The organism is Bacteroidota bacterium, from assembly GCA_039111535.1.
Classification (GTDB): domain Bacteria; phylum Bacteroidota; class Rhodothermia; order Rhodothermales; family JAHQVL01; genus JBCCIM01.
Window position 1 is genome coordinate 1 of the sequence record JBCCIM010000138.1, and the last position, 18,482, is coordinate 18,482.

An 18,482-nucleotide genomic window follows, 5' to 3' on the forward strand; every position below is an offset into this window, starting at 1 on the left:
CTCCTGACTAAAGTACGTAAACAACTTAAAACATGGTTACGTCGTGATCCTCCTCCATCAATTGTTGTACAAGGCGCATCCAAAGCCTCTGATGTCTCTGCTTTAAAGGATGATGAAACTGCTGGTAGAAGGAATTGAACTACACTCCCAATACACAAATCGTTATTAACCTAAACAGCAAAGACTTTAGAAGCAACAGTATTTCTTTGCCTTGTTTATGGGTAAAATAGCGTTAATATCGTATCGGCATTTGAAAAGTGAATGCGCGTAACAGAAAGCCGGCGAGCATCTGCTGTTGTTCGCCAATGTTGTGTAGGGGGAATCTGAATCTTTACTAGCTTTTATTTTCAAGCAAGTTGGACCAGTATAAACGTGAGGAAAGAGGAATTAGATGAAGAAATGCGCTACGCTGCCGATTTCTTACCAGAGAAGAAAGCGTGTTTTAAGTCTTTGTGACTGATCTGGCTTTGGATGTCGCTGAGATGGCAAATCTGGTAGATCAACCTCGCCGGCAAAAGCAACCGGCTGTAGGGATTGGGCTTACATGCTATTGCAGGGTTTCCTGACATGAAAAGCCGCCTGCTTCTCACAAGATGCGAGAAGCATCGCCAGTATACCTATGCAGTCGAACAAGGCGCCAAGCAGGGTGTATGCAGAAGCAGTACCTTATTTATCTCGTCTGGTTTATGCACTGGATTCACAAGGTGGCTTTGAAGGCAAGCACGGGGATTTTGAATTATTACAGGTAGACAAGAGGGAGAACCATTGATAAAGTTCACCGCTGCGCATTTGGCCGGCGCAAAAACAAGGAATGACCTGATCGATATAGCTGCCGCAAATGGTGTCAGTGTCAAAAAGGTACTGAGAACCTTAAAGTATGAGATAGAGCTAAGCGAGCTACAGAGCGAACTGGTCAATCTGCAACAGTGGATCGCCAAAAACCGCATGCGGGTTGCGGTAATTTTTGAAGGGCGAGATGCTGCCGGCAAAGGGGGCTCTATCAAGCGGTTCAAAGAGCATCTGAACCCACGTTCATCTCGGGTTGTAGCGCTAAACAAACCGACAGAAGTGGAAAAAGGGCAGTGGTATTTCAGACGGTACATAAAAGAGCTGCCCAATCCTGGTGAAATCGTCTTTTTTGACAGGAGTTGGTACAACCGGGCGGTTGTTGAGCCGGTGATGGGATTTTGTAGCGATGAGCAATACCAACGGTTTATGGTACAGGTGCCTGAATTCGAGCACTTGCTGCACGAGGACAATGTGAAGGTGGTCAAATTCTGGTTTTCCATATCTAAAGAAGAGCAAAAGAAACGGTTTGATTCCAGGTTGGAAAATCCGCTCAAACGCTGGAAGTTTAGCCCCGTAGATATGAAGGGGCAGCAATTGTGGGATCGCTACACGCATTACAAAGAGCAGATGTTTAGCAAAACCCACACGAATTTTAGTCCCTGGATCATTGTTAAAACCAATGACAAGAAAAAGGCGCGCCTTGAGAGCATCCGATATGTGTTATCCCAATTTGAATATGAAGGGAAAGGGACTTCAGGTATCCAACTGTTACCGGATCCGAATGTGATTGTCAGGTACCATCGCAGTGCAGTCCAAATTGATATCTAGGGAATAAGATGACAACAGAAGTTATTACCAGCGATAAAGGTTTGACGAGCGAAAAACCTGCTAAGGAAGAGAAAACGCTGACCAGCGAAGAAGTTGCACTGCTTAACTCGAAGGTGGGGTTGAGGGCCCTCTTCAAAAGCAGAAAAGTTAATACCAAAAAGGCACTCGAGGAAACGAAGTACGAATTCAAATTGAAGGCCTTACAGGAGCAATTGATCAAGTTGCAAACCTGGGTGATCAAGAACAACAAAAAAGTTGTAATTCTTTTCGAAGGACGCGATGCGGCAGGGAAGGGCGGTGCCATTCGTCGGATTACAGAATACCTCAATCCGAGACAATTCAATATTGTAGCACTCGATGTACCCACTGCAGACGAGAAAAACCAGTGGTTCTTCCAGCGATACATCAGCCATTTGCCTCGGCCGGGCGAAATTGTCTTTTACGATCGGAGTTGGTACAATCGGGCTGTTGTCGAGCCTGTAAACGGGTTTTGTTCGGAAGCAGAATACAAAACCTTTATGGGGCAGGTTAACAATTTTGAGGAAATGCTGATTCAGTCAGACACGTTTCTCATCAAATTCTACTTCTCGATCACGAAAGAAGAACAGGCCCGTCGGTTTGTAGACATCAAAAAGAACCCATTAAAGCGCTGGAAAATGACGCCAGTAGACGAAAGAGCGCAAGAGTTGTGGGAAGATTATACGCGTTTCAAAGAGGCCATGTTTAAAACAACCCACACGGCGTTGGCTCCCTGGGTCATTGTAGATGCAGATCAGAAATGGAAAGCGAGGTTGGCAGCCATATCGCACATCCTCGAAGCGATTCCCTATGAAAAAGAACAAGTTGCTGTTCAGGATGTGTCTCAAGATGCTTGAGCGTTTAAAACGCGGCAACTAGCAGGATGCAGATTACAATTTTTTAACTTTTAGAGTTGAATACTTTTTGTAGTGGGGCGTTAGAGACTTGTGTGCAACTCCCTCATGTCTGTTTTGCCCATATGGTTTAGCGTGAGGCGTTGTCCGGTTCTCTATCAACGACGGTGGTGTCGGGTGATGCCCCGGGCGCCATTACAACCCACGCGCAAATATGGCCCATACAGACCAAGTCCCTGTCGACTCGCAGTTCCACGCAAAGAGTACGGGTGAAGATGTACTCTCCGATTTAAATCTCGCCGGCAAGGTGGCGATCGTCACGGGTGGCTACAGTGGCATAGGGCTCGAAACAACCCGTGCTTTGGCTGCAAAAGGAGTGAAAGTGGTTGTGCCCGTCCGCTCACGGCAAAAGGCAGAAGCCAACCTGAAAGACATAGCCGGCGATGTTGAAATGGCTGAAATGGACCTCGGCGATTTAGCTACAGTCCATGCTTTCGGCAAATCCATGGTTCAAGTGTTACCCCGGCTCGATTTCCTGATTAATAATGCCGGCATTATGGCCAACCCGGAAACGCGGATTGGCCCCGGCTGGGAATCTCAGTTTGGCGTAAATCACATGGGCCATTTTGCACTTACGAAGGCACTAATGCCCTTGCTCGAAAAGCGCCCTGGTGTACGGGTTGTGTGTCTTACTTCCACAGGGCACAAGCTCAGTGACATTCGCTGGGACGATATCCAGTTTGAATCCGATAACTATGACAAGTGGGTAGCCTACGGGCAATCGAAAACGGCCAACGCATTGTTTGCCCGTGGCCTCGCTTCAAGGTTGAAGCAATCTGGGGGGCAGGCGTTTTCGGTTCATCCCGGTGGCATCTTCACCCCGTTGCAGCGGCATCTGCCCAAAGAAGAAATGGTCGCGCTGGGTTGGATAGATGAAGACGGTAACCCAACAGAACTCGCAAAACAAGGCTTCAAAACGCCACCCCAGGGATGTTCAACTACCCTCTGGGCGGCTACGTCAGATTTGCTTGAGGGCAAAGCGGGCGTCTACTGCGAAGACTGCAATGTGGCCGCGCTTACAGATCCAGAAAGTCCGATGGCACGGTACGCAGGTGTTAATGCCTACGCTTGTGACTCTGAAGCCGCTGAGCGGTTGTGGGCCACAAGCGAAGCACTGCTCGATAAGGCCTGAAAGAGGTTTATTTAACCAGGTGCATGACCCTGGTATCACGAAAGTCGCCGGCTTCCAGTCGATAGAAATAGATGCCGCTTGGCATCTCCGTTGCATCGAGTGATACTTCATGCCATCCTATGGCTTGTTCAGCCTCCACGAGCACATCAACGAGCCGGCCCTGGATATCGAAGACCGACAACACAACAGTTGCCGGCTGCGGGAGCGCGTAACGGATGCGTGTCGACTGATTGAACGGATTGGGATAGTTCGTCTCGAGAGCAAATTCGAGGGGAATATCAGCAGATGCTGTAGCTACGTTGGTACAATTGGTACTTTCGACATTCTCGATGCGCATCAACCAGGTCTGGAATGCTTCGTCCTGGGCTTCACAAAGTGCAGTGTTATCAAACAAGAAGGTGTCTAGCGCTGATAAACTGACAAAGCTCGGGGGGATGGTACCGCTTAGCGGATTGGCATACACGCGTAAATCTTCCAGTAGCGACAGGTTGCTAAGCGAGGCAGGCAGGGGGCCGGTAAGGGCATTTTCGTGTATCCAGATTTTTTCAAGGGTTGCTATGTCACCAAGTTCGGGCGGGATGGAGCCTGTTAACTGGTTTTCGTAGAGCTCAATACGGTTCAGCGAACCCATATTGCCAAGTTCAGGTGGGATTTGCCCGGTTAACTGATTTGCATCGAGATCCAGGGCGAACAAATTGTCGAGGCTGCCCAGTGAAGCTGGAATAGATCCAGTCAGGTCATTCTGGCTGAGAATAAGAAAGCGAAGGTTTGTCATGTTGCCTAACTCAGCAGGGATTTCTCCAGAAAACCGGTTGATGGCCAGCGACAACAGGTCTAGCTTTTCCAGATTACCCAGCTCTGGTGGTATCGGGCCGGTGAGTTGGTTGATCTGGGCATAAAAGGTGAACAGCTCTGTAAGGTTGCCCAGCTCAGGCGGTAATTCTCCAGAGAACCTGTTGCCTTCAAAGAAGATCTCGCGCAGGTTTGTCAGGTTGCCTACTTCTGCAGGAATGGTACCCGAGAACCCATTTGCGCTCAATGCAATTTTCTCCAGGTTCGTTAACAATCCGATTTCTACGGGCAACGACCCGTTCATATTGTTGCCGGCGAGATTCAGTTCGGTAAGGTTGGTCAGCTGTGTAAGCTCAATAGGAAATTGACCCGTGAAGTCATTGGCGGCCAGATCCAGGATGGATAGGTATGATAAATCTCCAAGGCTAGCGGGAATGCTACCCGATAAATCGTTGTTGTCCAAAGACAACTGTTCCAGGCTGGTCATATTCCCAAGTTCAACTGGGAGCGAACCAGTGAGGCTATTCACCTCAAGATTGAGCACAGTCAGCAAAGACAGGTCGCCCAACTCAGGCGGGATCCCGCCTTGCAGGTTGTTGCGCCGCATGGCCAGCATGGTTAATTCGTCGAGATTGCCCAATTCAGCGGGGAGAGTACCATTCAGGGAATTACCGTTGAAGCCAAAGTCAATTTCGGTAACGCGGCCAGCCTCAACTGTGATGCCATTCCAAAGACTGACGCGGGTTGACAGCCAGTTGGTGTTATCTCCCCAATTATCACCATCGGTTGCGTTGTACAGGGCTACGAGGGCGAGGGAATCCTGCATGGTCACTTGCGCGCTAGCGAAGGGATTGCATGTGACGAGGACGAGCAGGAGGCTGATCAATCGTTCCAAAACTGTACCTGAGAATTAGATTCACGCTTCAAGATGCCGGCAATCGAGGGCAAAGCCATCGAGTTCTTTTAGCATTTACTTTCGGAAAAGTAAGCCCGCGATAAGAAAATCGCAACAAAGTCCTGTACGAGATTGCCGCGCACAGATGTGGTTGTTCGCAAGATATTACCTGGTCCCGAATTGCAGAACAAAAAGGTCGACTTTAACGCAAAACGTGGCATCATGCTATGATTTGCTACATTATCACTCTTCAGACGCAGCCACAATCCGGCGAATCATGCCGTGCTAAGGAACGGCTTTTCAACGTCGATAAATCCGTGAGCGAAGTGGCCCATGAACTGGGATTCAAATATCCGCAGCATTTCAGCCGGCTCTTCAAAAAGCGGGTGGGAATGGCACCCAACGTATTCCGCAATCGGAGCTAATTGGGTTGCACCTTACTTTCCTTGGACACGCTATGCAGAACTGCACCTTTTTCGTCATACCAGGTAAAGGTGAGCGTAGCCGGCGCAGGAGACACACTAACCATCAGAAATCCGCCCGAAGCTTCTGTTTGTGTATACGGCTGCCTGATCAAACCCTCAGGATCTGTAGACTTGGGATCACCGGGTTTACGGCCGAGGCGTGCATTCGCATCCACCAGCGCGCCCGAAGAGAACTCCTCTATACCCGTTGGATGTACGGAATGATATTGCCAATGCCTGTCGCCTGTGATAATGTAGAAGTGATTCTTATCCAGGCCCGTTGCCTGCAGCCAGGCAAAAAACGCATCTCTTTCGTGGCGGAAGCCACCGTGGTTGGTATGGTTGTCGGTTTTGCGTAAGTCGTCAGGACCAATCATGGGGGTAGGGGACACGAGAAGCTTGAACGTTGCATCACTTTCAAGCAGCGTTTGTTTGAGCCAGGCCTTTTGCTCAGCCCCCCAGATCGATTTGTCCGGGCCATCGGGCGTTGCATTTGGGCTCCGGTACATTCGGTTTTCGGGAAGCCAAATCTGTAGGTCCTTGTTAATGCGATGGGTACGGTAGTTTTTTGCCGTGCTATCACCCTGCGATACAACAGGGAGTTGCTCAAACACGAGCTGTCGTGCTAACGCCGGCGACGGTGCGTAGTCGCCCGTGTTGTCTGCGTCGTCGATGCGGTAATCGTGGTCGTCTATCATCCAATAAGTAGGGACAAAAGCAAACAACTGATGGTATCGTGGTTGCGCAAATTGTTCGTGCCATTTCTGGCGCATGGCTTCTCGGGTTTCTGCGCGTCCTTCATATGGGGTGTCGTAGTACACGTTGTCACCTGTACCGATGAAAAAGTCTGGTAATAGCGATTCGATAGTAGCCAGGGACGGATAGCCTAGGGCTTTATCGGGTCCTGCGTATGGCGCACGTGCGTTTTGGGTATCGGTGCCGTGAAAGCGGGCATAGTTCATGCCGGTGACTACGGCAAAGGAATTAGAAGCTTGCTGGTTGGCGCCGGGTAAGGTTTTGAAGATTGCCGTTGGGCCGACAACGAGTGCATTCGATGTTTGCCCAATCCGTGTAGTACAGCGATAGAGGAGGCCGGGCTTGAGGGTGTCAAAGGTTGCTCGAGCAATAAAGTCGTGTTGCGCTGTTGCAGCTATTTGTTGGGTTATAATTGGTGCCTGTGCATCATCAATGGTATCTATTGTAAACTCGACAAAACCGGGTATGCCGGTCGGGTTGCCATTGGCATCCGGGCTGTCGGAGGTAAGACGGACCTGGACAAATGCTGTGGTTGAAGTAACCTCGCCTACCATGATGCCCTGTTTGGCTGATGGAGTCGTAGCCTCTGTGCACATCATGCTTGTAATTGCAAGCAGATATAATACCCATGGGGCACAGTTCGCTGTAATGCTAGTCATGATGCAAAACCACAAAATTAAATGGTGTTAATGCTGTATCATCAATGCTGCCCAAAACTGAGGACCATCCTGCAAAGTCGAATTCAGTTGTGGGCTGGGGTTCATCAGATAAATTTATGAGCACCATGAACTCGCCTGTTGCATGGACGCGTTTGAAAGCAAGCAGGTTTTTGTTTTCAAGCGCAACGGGAACGTACTCACCCTGCCGGAAAGCCGGCTCTGCTTTGCGCAGCGCTATCAACGAGCGGTACAGGTGCCACACCGAGTTGGGATCCTCTTGCTGCGCGGATAACGCCAGGCTATGGATCGCCTCGGTATTGTGATACGACACATCCCACCATTCCCCCGTGTCTTTATGGAATGCAGCGGTGCCAGGGGTGTCTGGATCGGTAGTCCAGGGGAAAGCATCTCGAATGGGGAGGTAGTCAGCATCGAACTTGATGTGATGCAGGATTTTGCCTGGTACGCCAAGCTCCTGGGCATAAAATATGGATGGAATGCCAGGCATCAAAAGAGTCAGCGGAGCGCCAAGTCGAACCATGCCTTCGTTTTCTTCAACCATGCTGGCCCACCGGTAGGTATCGTGGTTCTCCACAAAATTGACCGCGTACCCTGTGCCTGTGAACTTCTCCTGGCTTTCCAGCACAATACTGTGGACCCGGTCTGGATCTATTGTGATGCCTGATTGATTTGCGTTGCTGTACATGTCGTGAATGCCATCTGCGCCTGTAAGCGCAAACCTGAGCTGAAAATTGAAGGATGCATCTGCACCGCTTGCGCTGATCATTTCATCGCCAAAATCTTCCCAGTTTGATTGCTCTCCAACAATAAACAGGTTGGGATTAATTGCCCTGCAAGCTTCAAATATAGGCTGCCAAAAATCGACATACATATTGGTGATGATGCCTTTGTAATCCAGGTCATCCATGATGTGATCGATCCGGAAGCCGTCTACGCCGTCGTCAAAATTACCATCGCCATTTGGATCAACCCAGTACAGGTAATAGTTGTGCATCCATTGCCTGACGCGCGGGTGATTAAGGTCAAGATGTGCGATATGATGCTCGCCATCCGGCCAGCGGCGGAAGGTATGCAACGGGGTGCCCAGGGGCATAAAAAGTTGCGCGGGGTCAGCGTTCAGGGAGTCGGTGTAGTAAATGAAATCACTGTTCGGAGAGTCCGGGTTATTGAATGATTCATCAAACCAGGGATGCCCGCTCGGGGCGTACTGGGTTTCCATATCCATCAAAAACTTCATGCCTTTTTTGTGCACCGCGCGCACGAAGTTTAAGTAGTCGTCTTTGGTGCCAAATTCCGGGTCTATTTCCTCGTAATCGGTGGGGAAGTAGTTGTGGTAGAATTCGGAAGCGTAAAGCGGGGTAAACAAAATGGTGGTTACGCCCAGCTCTTGGAGGTAGTCGAGCTTCTCTACAAAGCCGTTAAGGTCGCCGTGTCGATCGCCGTTGGAATCATAGAAGCTCCGGGGCATCACGTGGTAAATGACTTCGTTGTGCCAGTCTGTAGGTTCAGCCAGGGTAGGTGATTCGGCTGGCCGGCAAGCTGTGAGCGACACCAAAGCGATGACAAGGGTCCAGTAAAGTGCGGGGGATGGCGCGGCATATTGCATTTTCAGATTCCAGGCTTTGCTGTACTACATGGAGCTAAGCTAACAATCAATCAGGTAGCGTGCATGATATAGAAATATTGCCAATACAACAGGGATGCAATTAGTTCTCCTTTGATCGGCTATCATGGCTGCTGTTTTCTCGGATCAAGGGCGAGATGACGATATTGGAGGATTCTGCAAGCGCTACGAGCAGGTTATAACGATGAAAGTGTATTTGCTAACTGCTAAAGGCAAATTCCTGATGCTTGCGTTGGTAACGTTGTGGATTTGAGGATTTGTCTATGACGCAGAAACTGCACCACCTCTGACTTCCTGCAGCAGGTGCCGGTTGGCAAAGCAGCCGCGATTAATCAAAACGTAGCGGGACTCAACTAGCCCTGGATAATTACGCATCGAGGCGCTTATCTTAACATGCGCCTGCATAGTCTGACTCCCCACCATTCCTGCTATCATGACTTCAATACTCCGAATTGGCCAATGGTCGCTTGTTCATGCGCTGTTTTTGTGCGCTTTTGCCCTTATTAACTCACCGTTGCGGGCGCAGCAACTCGAAGTAGACAAGAAGTGGAGCCAGCGTTTTGGTGGGGCGATCGAGTTTGGCGACAACATCGAAGAATTGGTGGTGACCAAAGATGGGTTGTATGCGGTTGGATCGTATAGCCGGGTAGGCAATCTGCCGGCTGAAGGGGTCGCGCGTTGGGAAGGTACCCACTGGGAGCCATTACTGGGCGGGACCTGCAATTTTGAAGACCCCATCCGATTCAACGCGTATTGTGAGTTTCAGACCGTATATGCCCAAAACGACACGCTCTACGGGCTCGCTACGGTGCGCACCCTTGACGAACCGCTGGTTAGGTTTTCATTACTGCGATGGGATGGCGCCGGCTGGAACAGTGTGTATCGCTGGTCTAGCAGTACCGATTTTGTAAACGACGTAGCGGTCATCGGCGACTCGGTGTACTTCGCCGGTCTCTTTAACCGCGAACTGGATGATGGGAGCAGGGAATCAGTGCGTGGTGTCATCCGCTGGGATGGTCAGGACTGGGAGGCTTTGGGTCGAGTTACCGCGTTTCCAGGTGGTAGTGCTGCTGCCCGTTCGCTTGCAGTTTTTAATGATGAACTGTACCTGGGCGGTGCATTTGCTGAAGTTAACGACATGCCATTCAATCATCTGGCTCGGTGGGATGGAAGTGCGTGGCAAACCGTGGGAGATGTTGATTGGGAACGGTTTAGGAGCGTCAATTCAATTACTGCTTCAGGTGACAGCCTGTACGTTACCGGCAACTATACCGACGTCCTTGGTGCACCTACGCCGTATGGTATTGCCATTTGGGATGGCACATCCTGGGATACTTTCGAGGACCCCAATGCTTCGTTGACAGGCGCAGGGCGCGTTGTTGCTCTAGGTGACTCGATTTTCATTCAGGGCAACATTAACAATCCTGATTTTGGTTTATCTGATACCGGCAATTTTAAAATGGCGGTTTATAACGGCCAATCCTGGCAGGCCGTTCGCGGTCGGTTTGACGGCTCAGCGCTGGTTGGGCAGGTAGATATGGTGGCGTATGAAGGGGAACTGGTTGTCGGATTTAGCCAGGCCGTGCAGCGGTTGACGCCAGATGGTTTCAGATCTCTCGACCGACTCAATACAGGATTAAATGGCATCGTGGAAGACATGGTCGTGGATGCAGAGGGGTTGCTCTACGTTGTAGGTGATTTCAATGAAGCCGGCGGCCAGCCTTCTGTTGCCGTAGCGCGGTGGGATGGCGTTTCCTGGGAAACATACGGGGTTACGTTTGATGGATCTTTAGGAATGGTAGAAGTAGGGGATGGTGTGGTGTATGTGGCTTCGGTTGCCCCGCTATTTCCACGCGCTACGCAAGTAAATGGTATGCCTCTTACTTCAGTTGCCATGCTCAAAGATGGTAACTGGTCGCCCATGCCGGCGCTGCTGGGAAGCGATGCGCCGCAAACGATCCTGGCCATGCATGCAGCGGGTGATGACCTGTATGTAGCCGGGCATCTTAAAAACGAAAACGGCGAGGAGACATCGCTTGTAAAATGGGATGGACAGGCGTGGCGTGATCTCAGCGGAGGCTTCTCATTTACGCATGACATTTTTGACGTTACCTACTATGGCAACGACCTGTATATAGCCGGCGAATTCCAACAAGGTTCAGATGCTCCCGCCAGCCATATTGCCCGGTGGGATGGTACTGCGTGGCAGGCCATAGGCAACGATGATTACCCCGATCAAATAATCCTCAATCTCGAAGTTGTTGCCGATGTCATCTATGCGAGCAGTTTTACCAGTACCTATCGGTGGGAAAACGGGGTTTGGGAAGATCTGGGCTTTATGAGTAGTGATGTGGCTATTCGAGGTGAAACATTGTATGCTGGTGGCGGGGAAATCAGGTTGCCCGAAGTCATTATGCCGGCGGAGAACTGTCAGTTCAACGTGACGGGTGTTATCGAATATGTTGATGCGGAAGTACACCCTTTAGGCTCAGGCACCCATTTCTGTAACCCGCCCGATTTTGTGCAGGACTGGGGCGAGAACCGCGTGGTGAAAGCCATGGCCCTGGGACAGAAAGGAATTTTTATAGGTGGTCAGTTTACGTACGTTGGCGGCTTCCCTTCAAACTACATCGCCTACTGGAGTTTTGATTTGGCTGATGTAGCAGTGGATGTGCACCCAACCGGGGATGCACTTTTGCTTTCGACTCCTTTTCCGAATCCATCCAATGGCCGCATTAGCTCGACGTTTACGCTATCAACATCACAGGAGGTAAGCGTAGCTGTGTACAATGTGCTCGGGCAGCACATGGCAACGCTGATCGAAGGTGAGCAAGCTGCCGGAGAGCACCGCGTTGTTTGGCAAGCTGAAGGTGTGCCGGCAGGGCTTTATTTGTTAAAAATAGTAACCGCAACCCAGACAGCAGTACAAAAAATTATTGTGACGCGCTGATACATCTTCAGATACAACGCCTTGCCGGGCATACCTAGACGGCCGCTTTCACACTTTGAACTGCTGCTCGGCACAATCCGGACAATCCATCCAGCTTTCGCTGGGGATGCTGTTGAATACATCGGGGCCGCGGCCGCGTTCAAAAACAGGCCTGTAGAGTATGTCTCCTTTTTGATGCAGCGTATGACACGTGTGGCACTCGGTGTCATCATTTGCTGCAACGGGCACATAGCCACGGATAATCCAGCCCATGTGCCCCGAATGCGCAGCCAGGCTTTCCAGGGCAGCGCGTACTGTTTTAGATTTGTTGCCTTTGTAATACCGTTCTGCCAGTTCGTTCAACAGAATCAGGGTATGTTCATCAACGGTAAAGTTGATTCTCTTCATAAACGACGATGTCTTAACGAAAAAAGAAAAAAACGAAGGGATTGTCGGGTTGAATAATTCAGCAGTGTGTATTAATATACACACAATTAATCACGGAACAAGGCCTTGCCTCAAAAAATGCCAAATTCAAAACGATATCGCTTAGCGTTGTTGCTACTTTGGGTGGCAGGGCTGCTTATTGCGAATCCGATTTGGCACGCCCTCGACCACATAATGGAGGACCATACTGAAGAAAGAGACGAAGATGTCTCCGGGAGCAGCTGGTCTGCTGAAGCGCATTGTCTGCTCTGTAATGCAGTTACCCCGCTGGTAGAAACGCCCGTTTCGGCTGTTGAGCCGGTATCTGTTTATCATGTCAGCATTGTACGGATTACGGAAAACTCCTGTATTGATTGTCACCTCAGCCGCTCATTCCAATTAAGAGCACCTCCGGTACTGTCCTGAAATTCAACACATATGTTTGGCAGTATAGCCGATCGGTACGGATTTACTGCTTCTATTCTGTTTCATTCAGGTTTAGTACGATGAATCATGCTCGAAGCACTTGCACTGAGTAAACATTATGATGGTCATAAAGCTGTTGACCAGCTTGATCTCAGCATTGACGCCGGCGATGTTTTTTGCTTGCTAGGACCAAATGGCGCTGGCAAAACAACCACCATAAATCTCATCCTTGGTTTTACACGCCCGACTAGTGGGGCAGTCCGTGTTGGTGGATTGGATGTGCAAACACATTTATTAGAGACCAAAAAGCTGCTTGCCTACATTCCTGAGCAGGTTATGCTTTATAAAAATCTTTCCGGGATCGAGAACCTGGCTTATTTTACTGCGCTATCCGGGCAAGACAGTTATCACAAAGACGATCTGCATGATTATTTGCGTCAGGCTGGTCTACAAGAAGAAGCACATGATCGTCGAATCTCTTCCTACTCTAAAGGGATGCGTCAGAAGGTAGGGATCGCGCTTGCATTGGCAAAAGAAGCGAAGGTTTTGTTACTGGATGAGCCTACCAGCGGACTTGATCCTTCTGCTTCTTACGAATTTTCCACGCTGTTGCGAAGCATGAGCCAGCAGGGTGTTGCGGTATTGATGGCTACACATGATTTATTCAGGGCGAAGGAGGTAGGCACGCGAGTTGGCATCATGCACCATGGACGCATTATCCAGGAGTTGGTTGGCAACGAGTTACGCCAGGCTGATTTGGAAGCTATTTATCTGGAGCACATGCATGGCGCCAGTCACATAATAGCGTAAAAACAGCGCGGCTCCCAGATTGTAGATATCGTAGCTCTTCAGGCATGGAATAAGCGCGAACCATTTAGGGTCGATTCCAGAACGAATAGTATTTTGATGCCTCAATATTATGATTTTTCGAATAGTCCAAAAAGAAACCATAAGCATGCTGCGCGACGGCCGCTATAAGTGGACCGCCGGGCTTCTTGTTGTTTTGTTGTCAGGTGCCCTCATAGCTGGATGGCAACATTTTGAGAAAATAGAAAGCCAGCGCTCTTATGCCCAGCAAACAGATCGAGAAATGTGGGTAGGTCAGGGTGAAAAGAATCAGCACTCTGCAGCCCATTTTGGTGTATATGCTTTTAAGCCAACATCTCCGCTGTCTGCTTTGGATCAAGGAGTATTGCAATACACAGGAGTATCTGTGTTTATGGAAGCCCATAGTGTTCAAGATGCCACATACAGGCCTGCCGATGACGCTACAGCAGTCCAGCGCCTGGGCAATCTGACTGCGTCCCTCACGCTTCAGGTGTTACTCCCGCTACTTATTATTTTGCTGACCTTTGGGACTTTCAGTGGAGAAAGAGAACAAGGTACACTCAGGCAATTGTTGAGCCTGGGCGTTTCGCGATGGGTATTGACCCTTGGAAAAGGGTTAGGGGTAACAGCGCCGCTTTTACTGATGCTGATTCCCGCTACGCTAATCGGTATCGCAGCCGTTGCACTATCCACAAACGACGGCAGTGTGTTGTGGGACGGGGGCAGGATATTGATGATGGTTGCGACATACATCTTGTACTTTTCGATTTATATCATCATATCACTACTCGTAAGTGCCCTGGCTGCTTCATCAAGACAAGCCCTGGTAATCCTGTTGGGTTTTTGGATGTTTATCAGCTTTATTGGGCCCCGCCTGGTTACAGATGCAGCTGATTCAAAATATCCTGTGCCTACTGCCAGTACATTCAGTGCAGCCATCCAGGAAGACATGGATGCGCTACCTTCGTGGACGAAGAGAACTGAGACTGTGCAGGTCCGGCTCATGGAAGAGCATAAAGTCGATTCGGTGGCAGCCATTCCTGCAAGTGTAGCAGGGCACACGTTGCTTGAAGCTGAACGGGATGAGACCGAAGTGTATCGAAAGCACTTCGAAGCGTTGGGTGATGTGCATCATCAGCAAGAACAATTCACGCAAAAGGCGGCGTTTTTATCACCTGTACTTGCGGTTCAGCTTGCTTCGATGGGATTTGCTGGTAGCGATTATCTGCATCACCGGCACTTTGCGAAAGCTGCAGAAACCTATCGCTATGACTTTGTGCAGACTTTGAACCAGGACTTAGTCGATGCACAGGCTAGCTGGGATTACGAAGTTGGTCAGGAAATGTGGGAGAAAATTCCTCCCTTTTCATATGAACTGCCTGCGGTTGGCGAGGTGCTGAGTCATTATGTGCCAAGTCTCGTCGTATTGATCGTATGGAATATCGCGTTGTTACTCGTTGCGCCCGTGGTTATAGCGAACATGAAAATTGGATAAGGTTATGCTCAAACACATCATTAAATATGAAGGCAGGTTGCTGCGGGCAGATGGTGTTGCTGGTATTACCCTGATCATATTCCTTGGAGCTATGGCATATGCCGGCTGGATGGGAATGGCTTATACCAATGACGTTGCAGCCGAAAGCCAGGTGTATGTGCAGAAGCACGCTGAGCGAATGTCTGAAATGCAGCAAGAAGCTCGGGCAATCGAAGAGGAAATGACAAGGGATGACATCTCTCTTGATACCTATACATGGGGCCCGAGAAGCGCATATTCCGTCGGGTCATCTCAAGGGAGCCTGATTGCCTATCCAGAAGCCCCACTTGCTGCATTTGCAATTGGCCAAAGTGATCTGCTGCCGGCAGTTTTCAAGGTTAGTGTGGCAGGTGTTCAACCTGCTGGCCAGACTGCCACACTTGAAAATCCATTTAAATTACTGGTTGGGCATTTCGACTTTGCGTTTGTCTTTTTGTACATCTACCCACTTTTTATCATTGCCCTTACTTTTGGTCTAACTTCAGGAGAACGTGAGTCGGGCCTGTTGCGAATTATTTTGGCGCAACCGCTCAAACTTTCTTCGCTTGCGCTAGGAAAAGTAATTGTCAGGGCGTTGTTATTGGCCGGTATTGTATTCATGGGTACCGGTTTATTTGCATGGTTCGTGGGGGGGGATGCCGTTTTTGGAAGTTGGATAATGTGGATGGTTGTTTCGTTGCTATACGGTGGATTCTGGATGGGGCTTGCCGTGTTCATTGATAGCCGCGTTAGGTCTTCCTCAATGAGTGCGCTGGCGCTTACTGGATGCTGGCTTGTGCTGGCTGTCGTTCTACCCGCCCTCATTTCGTTCTTTGCTACGGCGTTATATCCCGTTCCATCCCGGATGGAGTACATCACGGCCATGCGGACCGAGACCAATGTTGCGAGGCAACAAGGTGCCGCGTCTTTGGCCCGTTTTTTTGAAGATCATCCGGAAATAGCACCCGTCACTGATGAAGATGCCAATTTTGCCATGCTACGGATTGCGCAACAAGAACAAATCGCAGAGCAGTTGGCTCCGCTTGAAACTGCATTCAGTGAGCAACTTCAAAAGCAGCAGAAGTTTATCAGTAATATGAGTTACCTGTCTCCTACGGTTTTGGTACATCAAAGCTATTTGCATATTGCGGGTACAGGCTCAACACGATATGTGCAATTCCGAGATGAACTAGCCGATTTTCAGGAAATCTGGAAGGCGCACATGATCCCTAAATATTTCGCTGATGTAGCGTTCAGGGCCGCAGAATATGATAGGCTACCTGCATATTCTGATGAGAGCCGGCATACAGGAATCAGTCTGGGTAGTTTGGCGTTACCAATGACATTCACATGCCTGGTAGCCGCGCTTTTGTTTAGCCTTGGATTCATTGGCTATAGCAAACGAGAGTTGCTTGACTGAGCACGATACAGCGGCCTCAATCAGCAGTGTAAAATCTAATTTTATATGATTACATTCCAAGGCGTAGAGCATCGATACAGTGCCTCCTTTGTGCTCCCATTGCCTGATTTACACGTTAATCAGGGACAGCATACCCTGATTCAGGGACTTTCCGGGAGTGGCAAAAGTACGATGTTGCACATCATCGGCGGCGTATTGCGTCCGGAAAAGGGATCCGTTACTGTCGCGGGTGTGGACTTGAAGTCCTTAAAAGGAGACAAGCTCGATCGTTTCCGTGGCCGGCATATTGGTATCGTTTTCCAACAAATGCACCTGCTGGCAACTTTAACTGTGGCGCAGAACATTCAGATGGCAACGTTTCTGGCCGGCAACAAGCAGGACGGTAAACAGCTGCAGCAGGTGTTGTCTGATCTGGACCTCCTGGACAAAGCGGACAACTATCCACGCGAACTGAGCCAGGGGCAAAAGCAGCGGGTTTGTATTGCACGCGCCGTTATAAATCAACCCGAACTTATCCTGGCGGATGAGCCGACTTCAAGTCTGGATGATCAGCGCTGTACCCAGGTATTGGAACTGCTCATCGCGCAAGCAGAAAAACATAATGCTACGCTTTTAATAGCAACCCACGATCAGCGTATCAAACCGCATTTTACGCACCATTTATTCCTGGATGAAGTGCCAGCAGCCATTTCATCTGCCGAGGGGGCGGCTCTGACGTCGTGAACATATTTAAGCTAACAATCTCATATATCCAGCAAAGAAAACTGGGCACCTTTTTAAACGCGCTTTTGCTTGGTTTGGGCGTGGCTACCATCGTAGTCCTGATGCTGTTCAGCAAGCAGCTTGATGAAAACCTGCAGTCGAATGTGAAAGGCATCGACCTGGTGGTTGGTGCAAAAGGGAGTCCGATCCAGCTCATTTTATCGAGTGTATTTCATCTTGACGCGCCCACCGGCAATATACCGGTTGAGGAAGCACGTCTGTTGAGTGAACACCCTATGGTGAAGGAGACCATTCCTTTGGCGTTGGGAGACAGCTACAAACAATACCGGATTGTGGGTTCGACGCCGGCGCTCCTTGATCATTATGAAGCGTCTTTCAGCGAGGGCGGTGTCTGGGCCACCACCTTCGAAGCTGTTGTTGGGGCACAACTCGCAGAAGAAGCCGGCATCGGGATAGGGGATGAACTCATCAGTGCACATGGCATTGGTGGCGGTAGCGCGCATGACGAACACCCACTGGACGTGGTTGGTGTGTTGGAAGCTACAGGAACGGTGCTGGACCGCCTTGTTGTCACCGATGTCACTTCGGTATGGGCTGTTCATGGCATGCATGCTGCAAACGACGGGCACGATGACCACGAAGACGGGCACGATGACCACGAAGACGGGCACGATGACCATGAAGACGGGCACGATGACCATGAAGACGGGCACGATGACCATGAAGACGGGCACGATGACCATGAAGACGGGCACGATGACCATGAAGACGGGCACGATGATCATGAAGATGAAGTAGTTGCCGAAAAAGATCTCGAATACACTTCATTGCTGGTCAAATACACTACACCTATCGCTGCGGCGACGCTGCCGAGATACATCAACAACGAAACCAACTTGCAGGCGGCAGCACCTGTGTTCCAGACGGCACGCCTGCTCAGCCTGCTTGGTACGGGCATAGATGCTTTTAGAGCGTTTGCTTTTGTACTGATTGTTGTTGCTTCACTGGGCGTATTTATTGCGCTCTACAATGCGATGAAAGAACGCGCGTTCGACCTTGCAATTATGCGGACGATGGGGGCATCGCGCGGGCTGCTCTTTGTTCAGGTTTTAATCGAAGGCATTTTGCTTGCTTTGCTGGGCGCCATTTGCGGCCTCATCCTAGGGCATGTTGCCGCGCATATCCTGGGACTGTTTATAGATAGTTCGCAGGGGATTGGCTTAAACGGATTAACTTTTTCAATGCAGGAATTGTGGCTTGTTGTGTTGGCTGTAGGCATTGGGGCTGTGGCGTCTTTGCTGCCGGCTATCCTCGCCTACCGGACC

General features: G+C 49.9%; 15 protein-coding genes. 11 read left to right on the forward strand and 4 right to left on the reverse strand.

The window, feature by feature from the left end; genetic code table 11:
- Positions 1-816: 816 nt before the first annotated feature.
- The 3 genes from ppk2 (AAF564_18590) to AAF564_18600 all read left to right on the forward strand — a co-directional run bounded on the left by ppk2 (AAF564_18590) (position 817) and on the right by AAF564_18600 (position 3,681).
- Positions 817-1,617 (forward strand): polyphosphate kinase 2, encoded by an 801-nt coding sequence (ppk2, locus tag AAF564_18590; GenBank protein MEM8487565.1) that lies wholly within the window; start codon positions 817-819, stop codon positions 1,615-1,617.
- 8 nt (positions 1,618-1,625) lie between these two features.
- Positions 1,626-2,492, forward strand: coding sequence for a polyphosphate kinase 2 (gene ppk2, locus AAF564_18595; protein MEM8487566.1), 867 nt, complete (start codon positions 1,626-1,628; stop codon positions 2,490-2,492).
- 211 nt (positions 2,493-2,703) lie between these two features.
- On the forward strand, positions 2,704-3,681 hold the full coding sequence (locus AAF564_18600) for an oxidoreductase (GenBank protein MEM8487567.1): 978 nt from the start codon (positions 2,704-2,706) through the stop codon (positions 3,679-3,681).
- A 7-nt stretch (positions 3,682-3,688) separates the two neighbouring features.
- Here the strand turns inward: AAF564_18600 and AAF564_18605 are convergent, their stop codons facing one another.
- Positions 3,689-5,368 (reverse strand): T9SS type A sorting domain-containing protein, encoded by a 1,680-nt coding sequence (locus tag AAF564_18605; protein MEM8487568.1) that lies wholly within the window; start codon positions 5,366-5,368, stop codon positions 3,689-3,691.
- A 227-nt stretch (positions 5,369-5,595) separates the two neighbouring features.
- Here AAF564_18605 and AAF564_18610 point away from each other — a divergent pair, with 227 nt between their 5' ends.
- Positions 5,596-5,793, forward strand: coding sequence for a helix-turn-helix domain-containing protein (locus tag AAF564_18610; GenBank protein MEM8487569.1), 198 nt, complete (start codon positions 5,596-5,598; stop codon positions 5,791-5,793).
- On the opposite strand, the gene AAF564_18615 is transcribed toward AAF564_18610, so the two are convergent.
- Together AAF564_18615 and AAF564_18620 are read right to left on the reverse strand one after the other, a co-directional pair.
- The gene (locus tag AAF564_18615) at positions 5,790-7,187 is read right to left on the reverse strand and encodes an alkaline phosphatase D family protein (protein ID MEM8487570.1); all 1,398 of its coding nucleotides are present in this window, start codon (positions 7,185-7,187) and stop codon (positions 5,790-5,792) included. The genes AAF564_18610 and AAF564_18615 overlap by 4 nt on opposite strands.
- A gap of 52 nt (positions 7,188-7,239) precedes the next feature.
- The gene (locus tag AAF564_18620) at positions 7,240-8,874 is read right to left on the reverse strand and encodes an alpha-amylase family glycosyl hydrolase (protein ID MEM8487571.1); all 1,635 of its coding nucleotides are present in this window, start codon (positions 8,872-8,874) and stop codon (positions 7,240-7,242) included.
- A gap of 124 nt (positions 8,875-8,998) precedes the next feature.
- Here AAF564_18620 and AAF564_18625 point away from each other — a divergent pair, with 124 nt between their 5' ends.
- A complete protein-coding gene (locus AAF564_18625; protein MEM8487572.1) occupies positions 8,999-9,145 on the forward strand; it encodes a hypothetical protein in 147 nt (48 codons plus the stop codon).
- 180 nt (positions 9,146-9,325) lie between these two features.
- Positions 9,326-11,842, forward strand: a complete 2,517-nt coding sequence (locus AAF564_18630; GenBank protein MEM8487573.1) for a T9SS type A sorting domain-containing protein — start codon at positions 9,326-9,328, stop codon at positions 11,840-11,842.
- 48 nt (positions 11,843-11,890) lie between these two features.
- On the opposite strand, the gene AAF564_18635 is transcribed toward AAF564_18630, so the two are convergent.
- The gene (locus tag AAF564_18635) at positions 11,891-12,229 is read right to left on the reverse strand and encodes a hypothetical protein (GenBank protein MEM8487574.1); all 339 of its coding nucleotides are present in this window, start codon (positions 12,227-12,229) and stop codon (positions 11,891-11,893) included.
- A 531-nt stretch (positions 12,230-12,760) separates the two neighbouring features.
- On the opposite strand from AAF564_18635, the gene AAF564_18640 reads away from it, so the two are divergent.
- The 5 genes from AAF564_18640 to AAF564_18660 form a co-directional block, all read left to right on the forward strand.
- The gene (locus AAF564_18640) at positions 12,761-13,483 is read left to right on the forward strand and encodes an ABC transporter ATP-binding protein (GenBank protein MEM8487575.1); all 723 of its coding nucleotides are present in this window, start codon (positions 12,761-12,763) and stop codon (positions 13,481-13,483) included.
- A gap of 109 nt (positions 13,484-13,592) precedes the next feature.
- Positions 13,593-14,996: a DUF3526 domain-containing protein gene (locus tag AAF564_18645; protein MEM8487576.1), complete on the forward strand. Its 1,404-nt coding sequence runs from the start codon at positions 13,593-13,595 to the stop codon at positions 14,994-14,996.
- Positions 14,997-15,000: 4 nt separating this feature from the next.
- Positions 15,001-16,434: a DUF3526 domain-containing protein gene (locus AAF564_18650; protein ID MEM8487577.1), complete on the forward strand. Its 1,434-nt coding sequence runs from the start codon at positions 15,001-15,003 to the stop codon at positions 16,432-16,434.
- A 45-nt stretch (positions 16,435-16,479) separates the two neighbouring features.
- Positions 16,480-17,157 (forward strand): ATP-binding cassette domain-containing protein, encoded by a 678-nt coding sequence (locus AAF564_18655; protein ID MEM8487578.1) that lies wholly within the window; start codon positions 16,480-16,482, stop codon positions 17,155-17,157.
- On the forward strand, positions 17,154-18,482 hold a 1,329-nt coding region (locus AAF564_18660; GenBank protein ID MEM8487579.1), incomplete at its 3' end, for an FtsX-like permease family protein. The genes AAF564_18655 and AAF564_18660, both read left to right, overlap by 4 nt.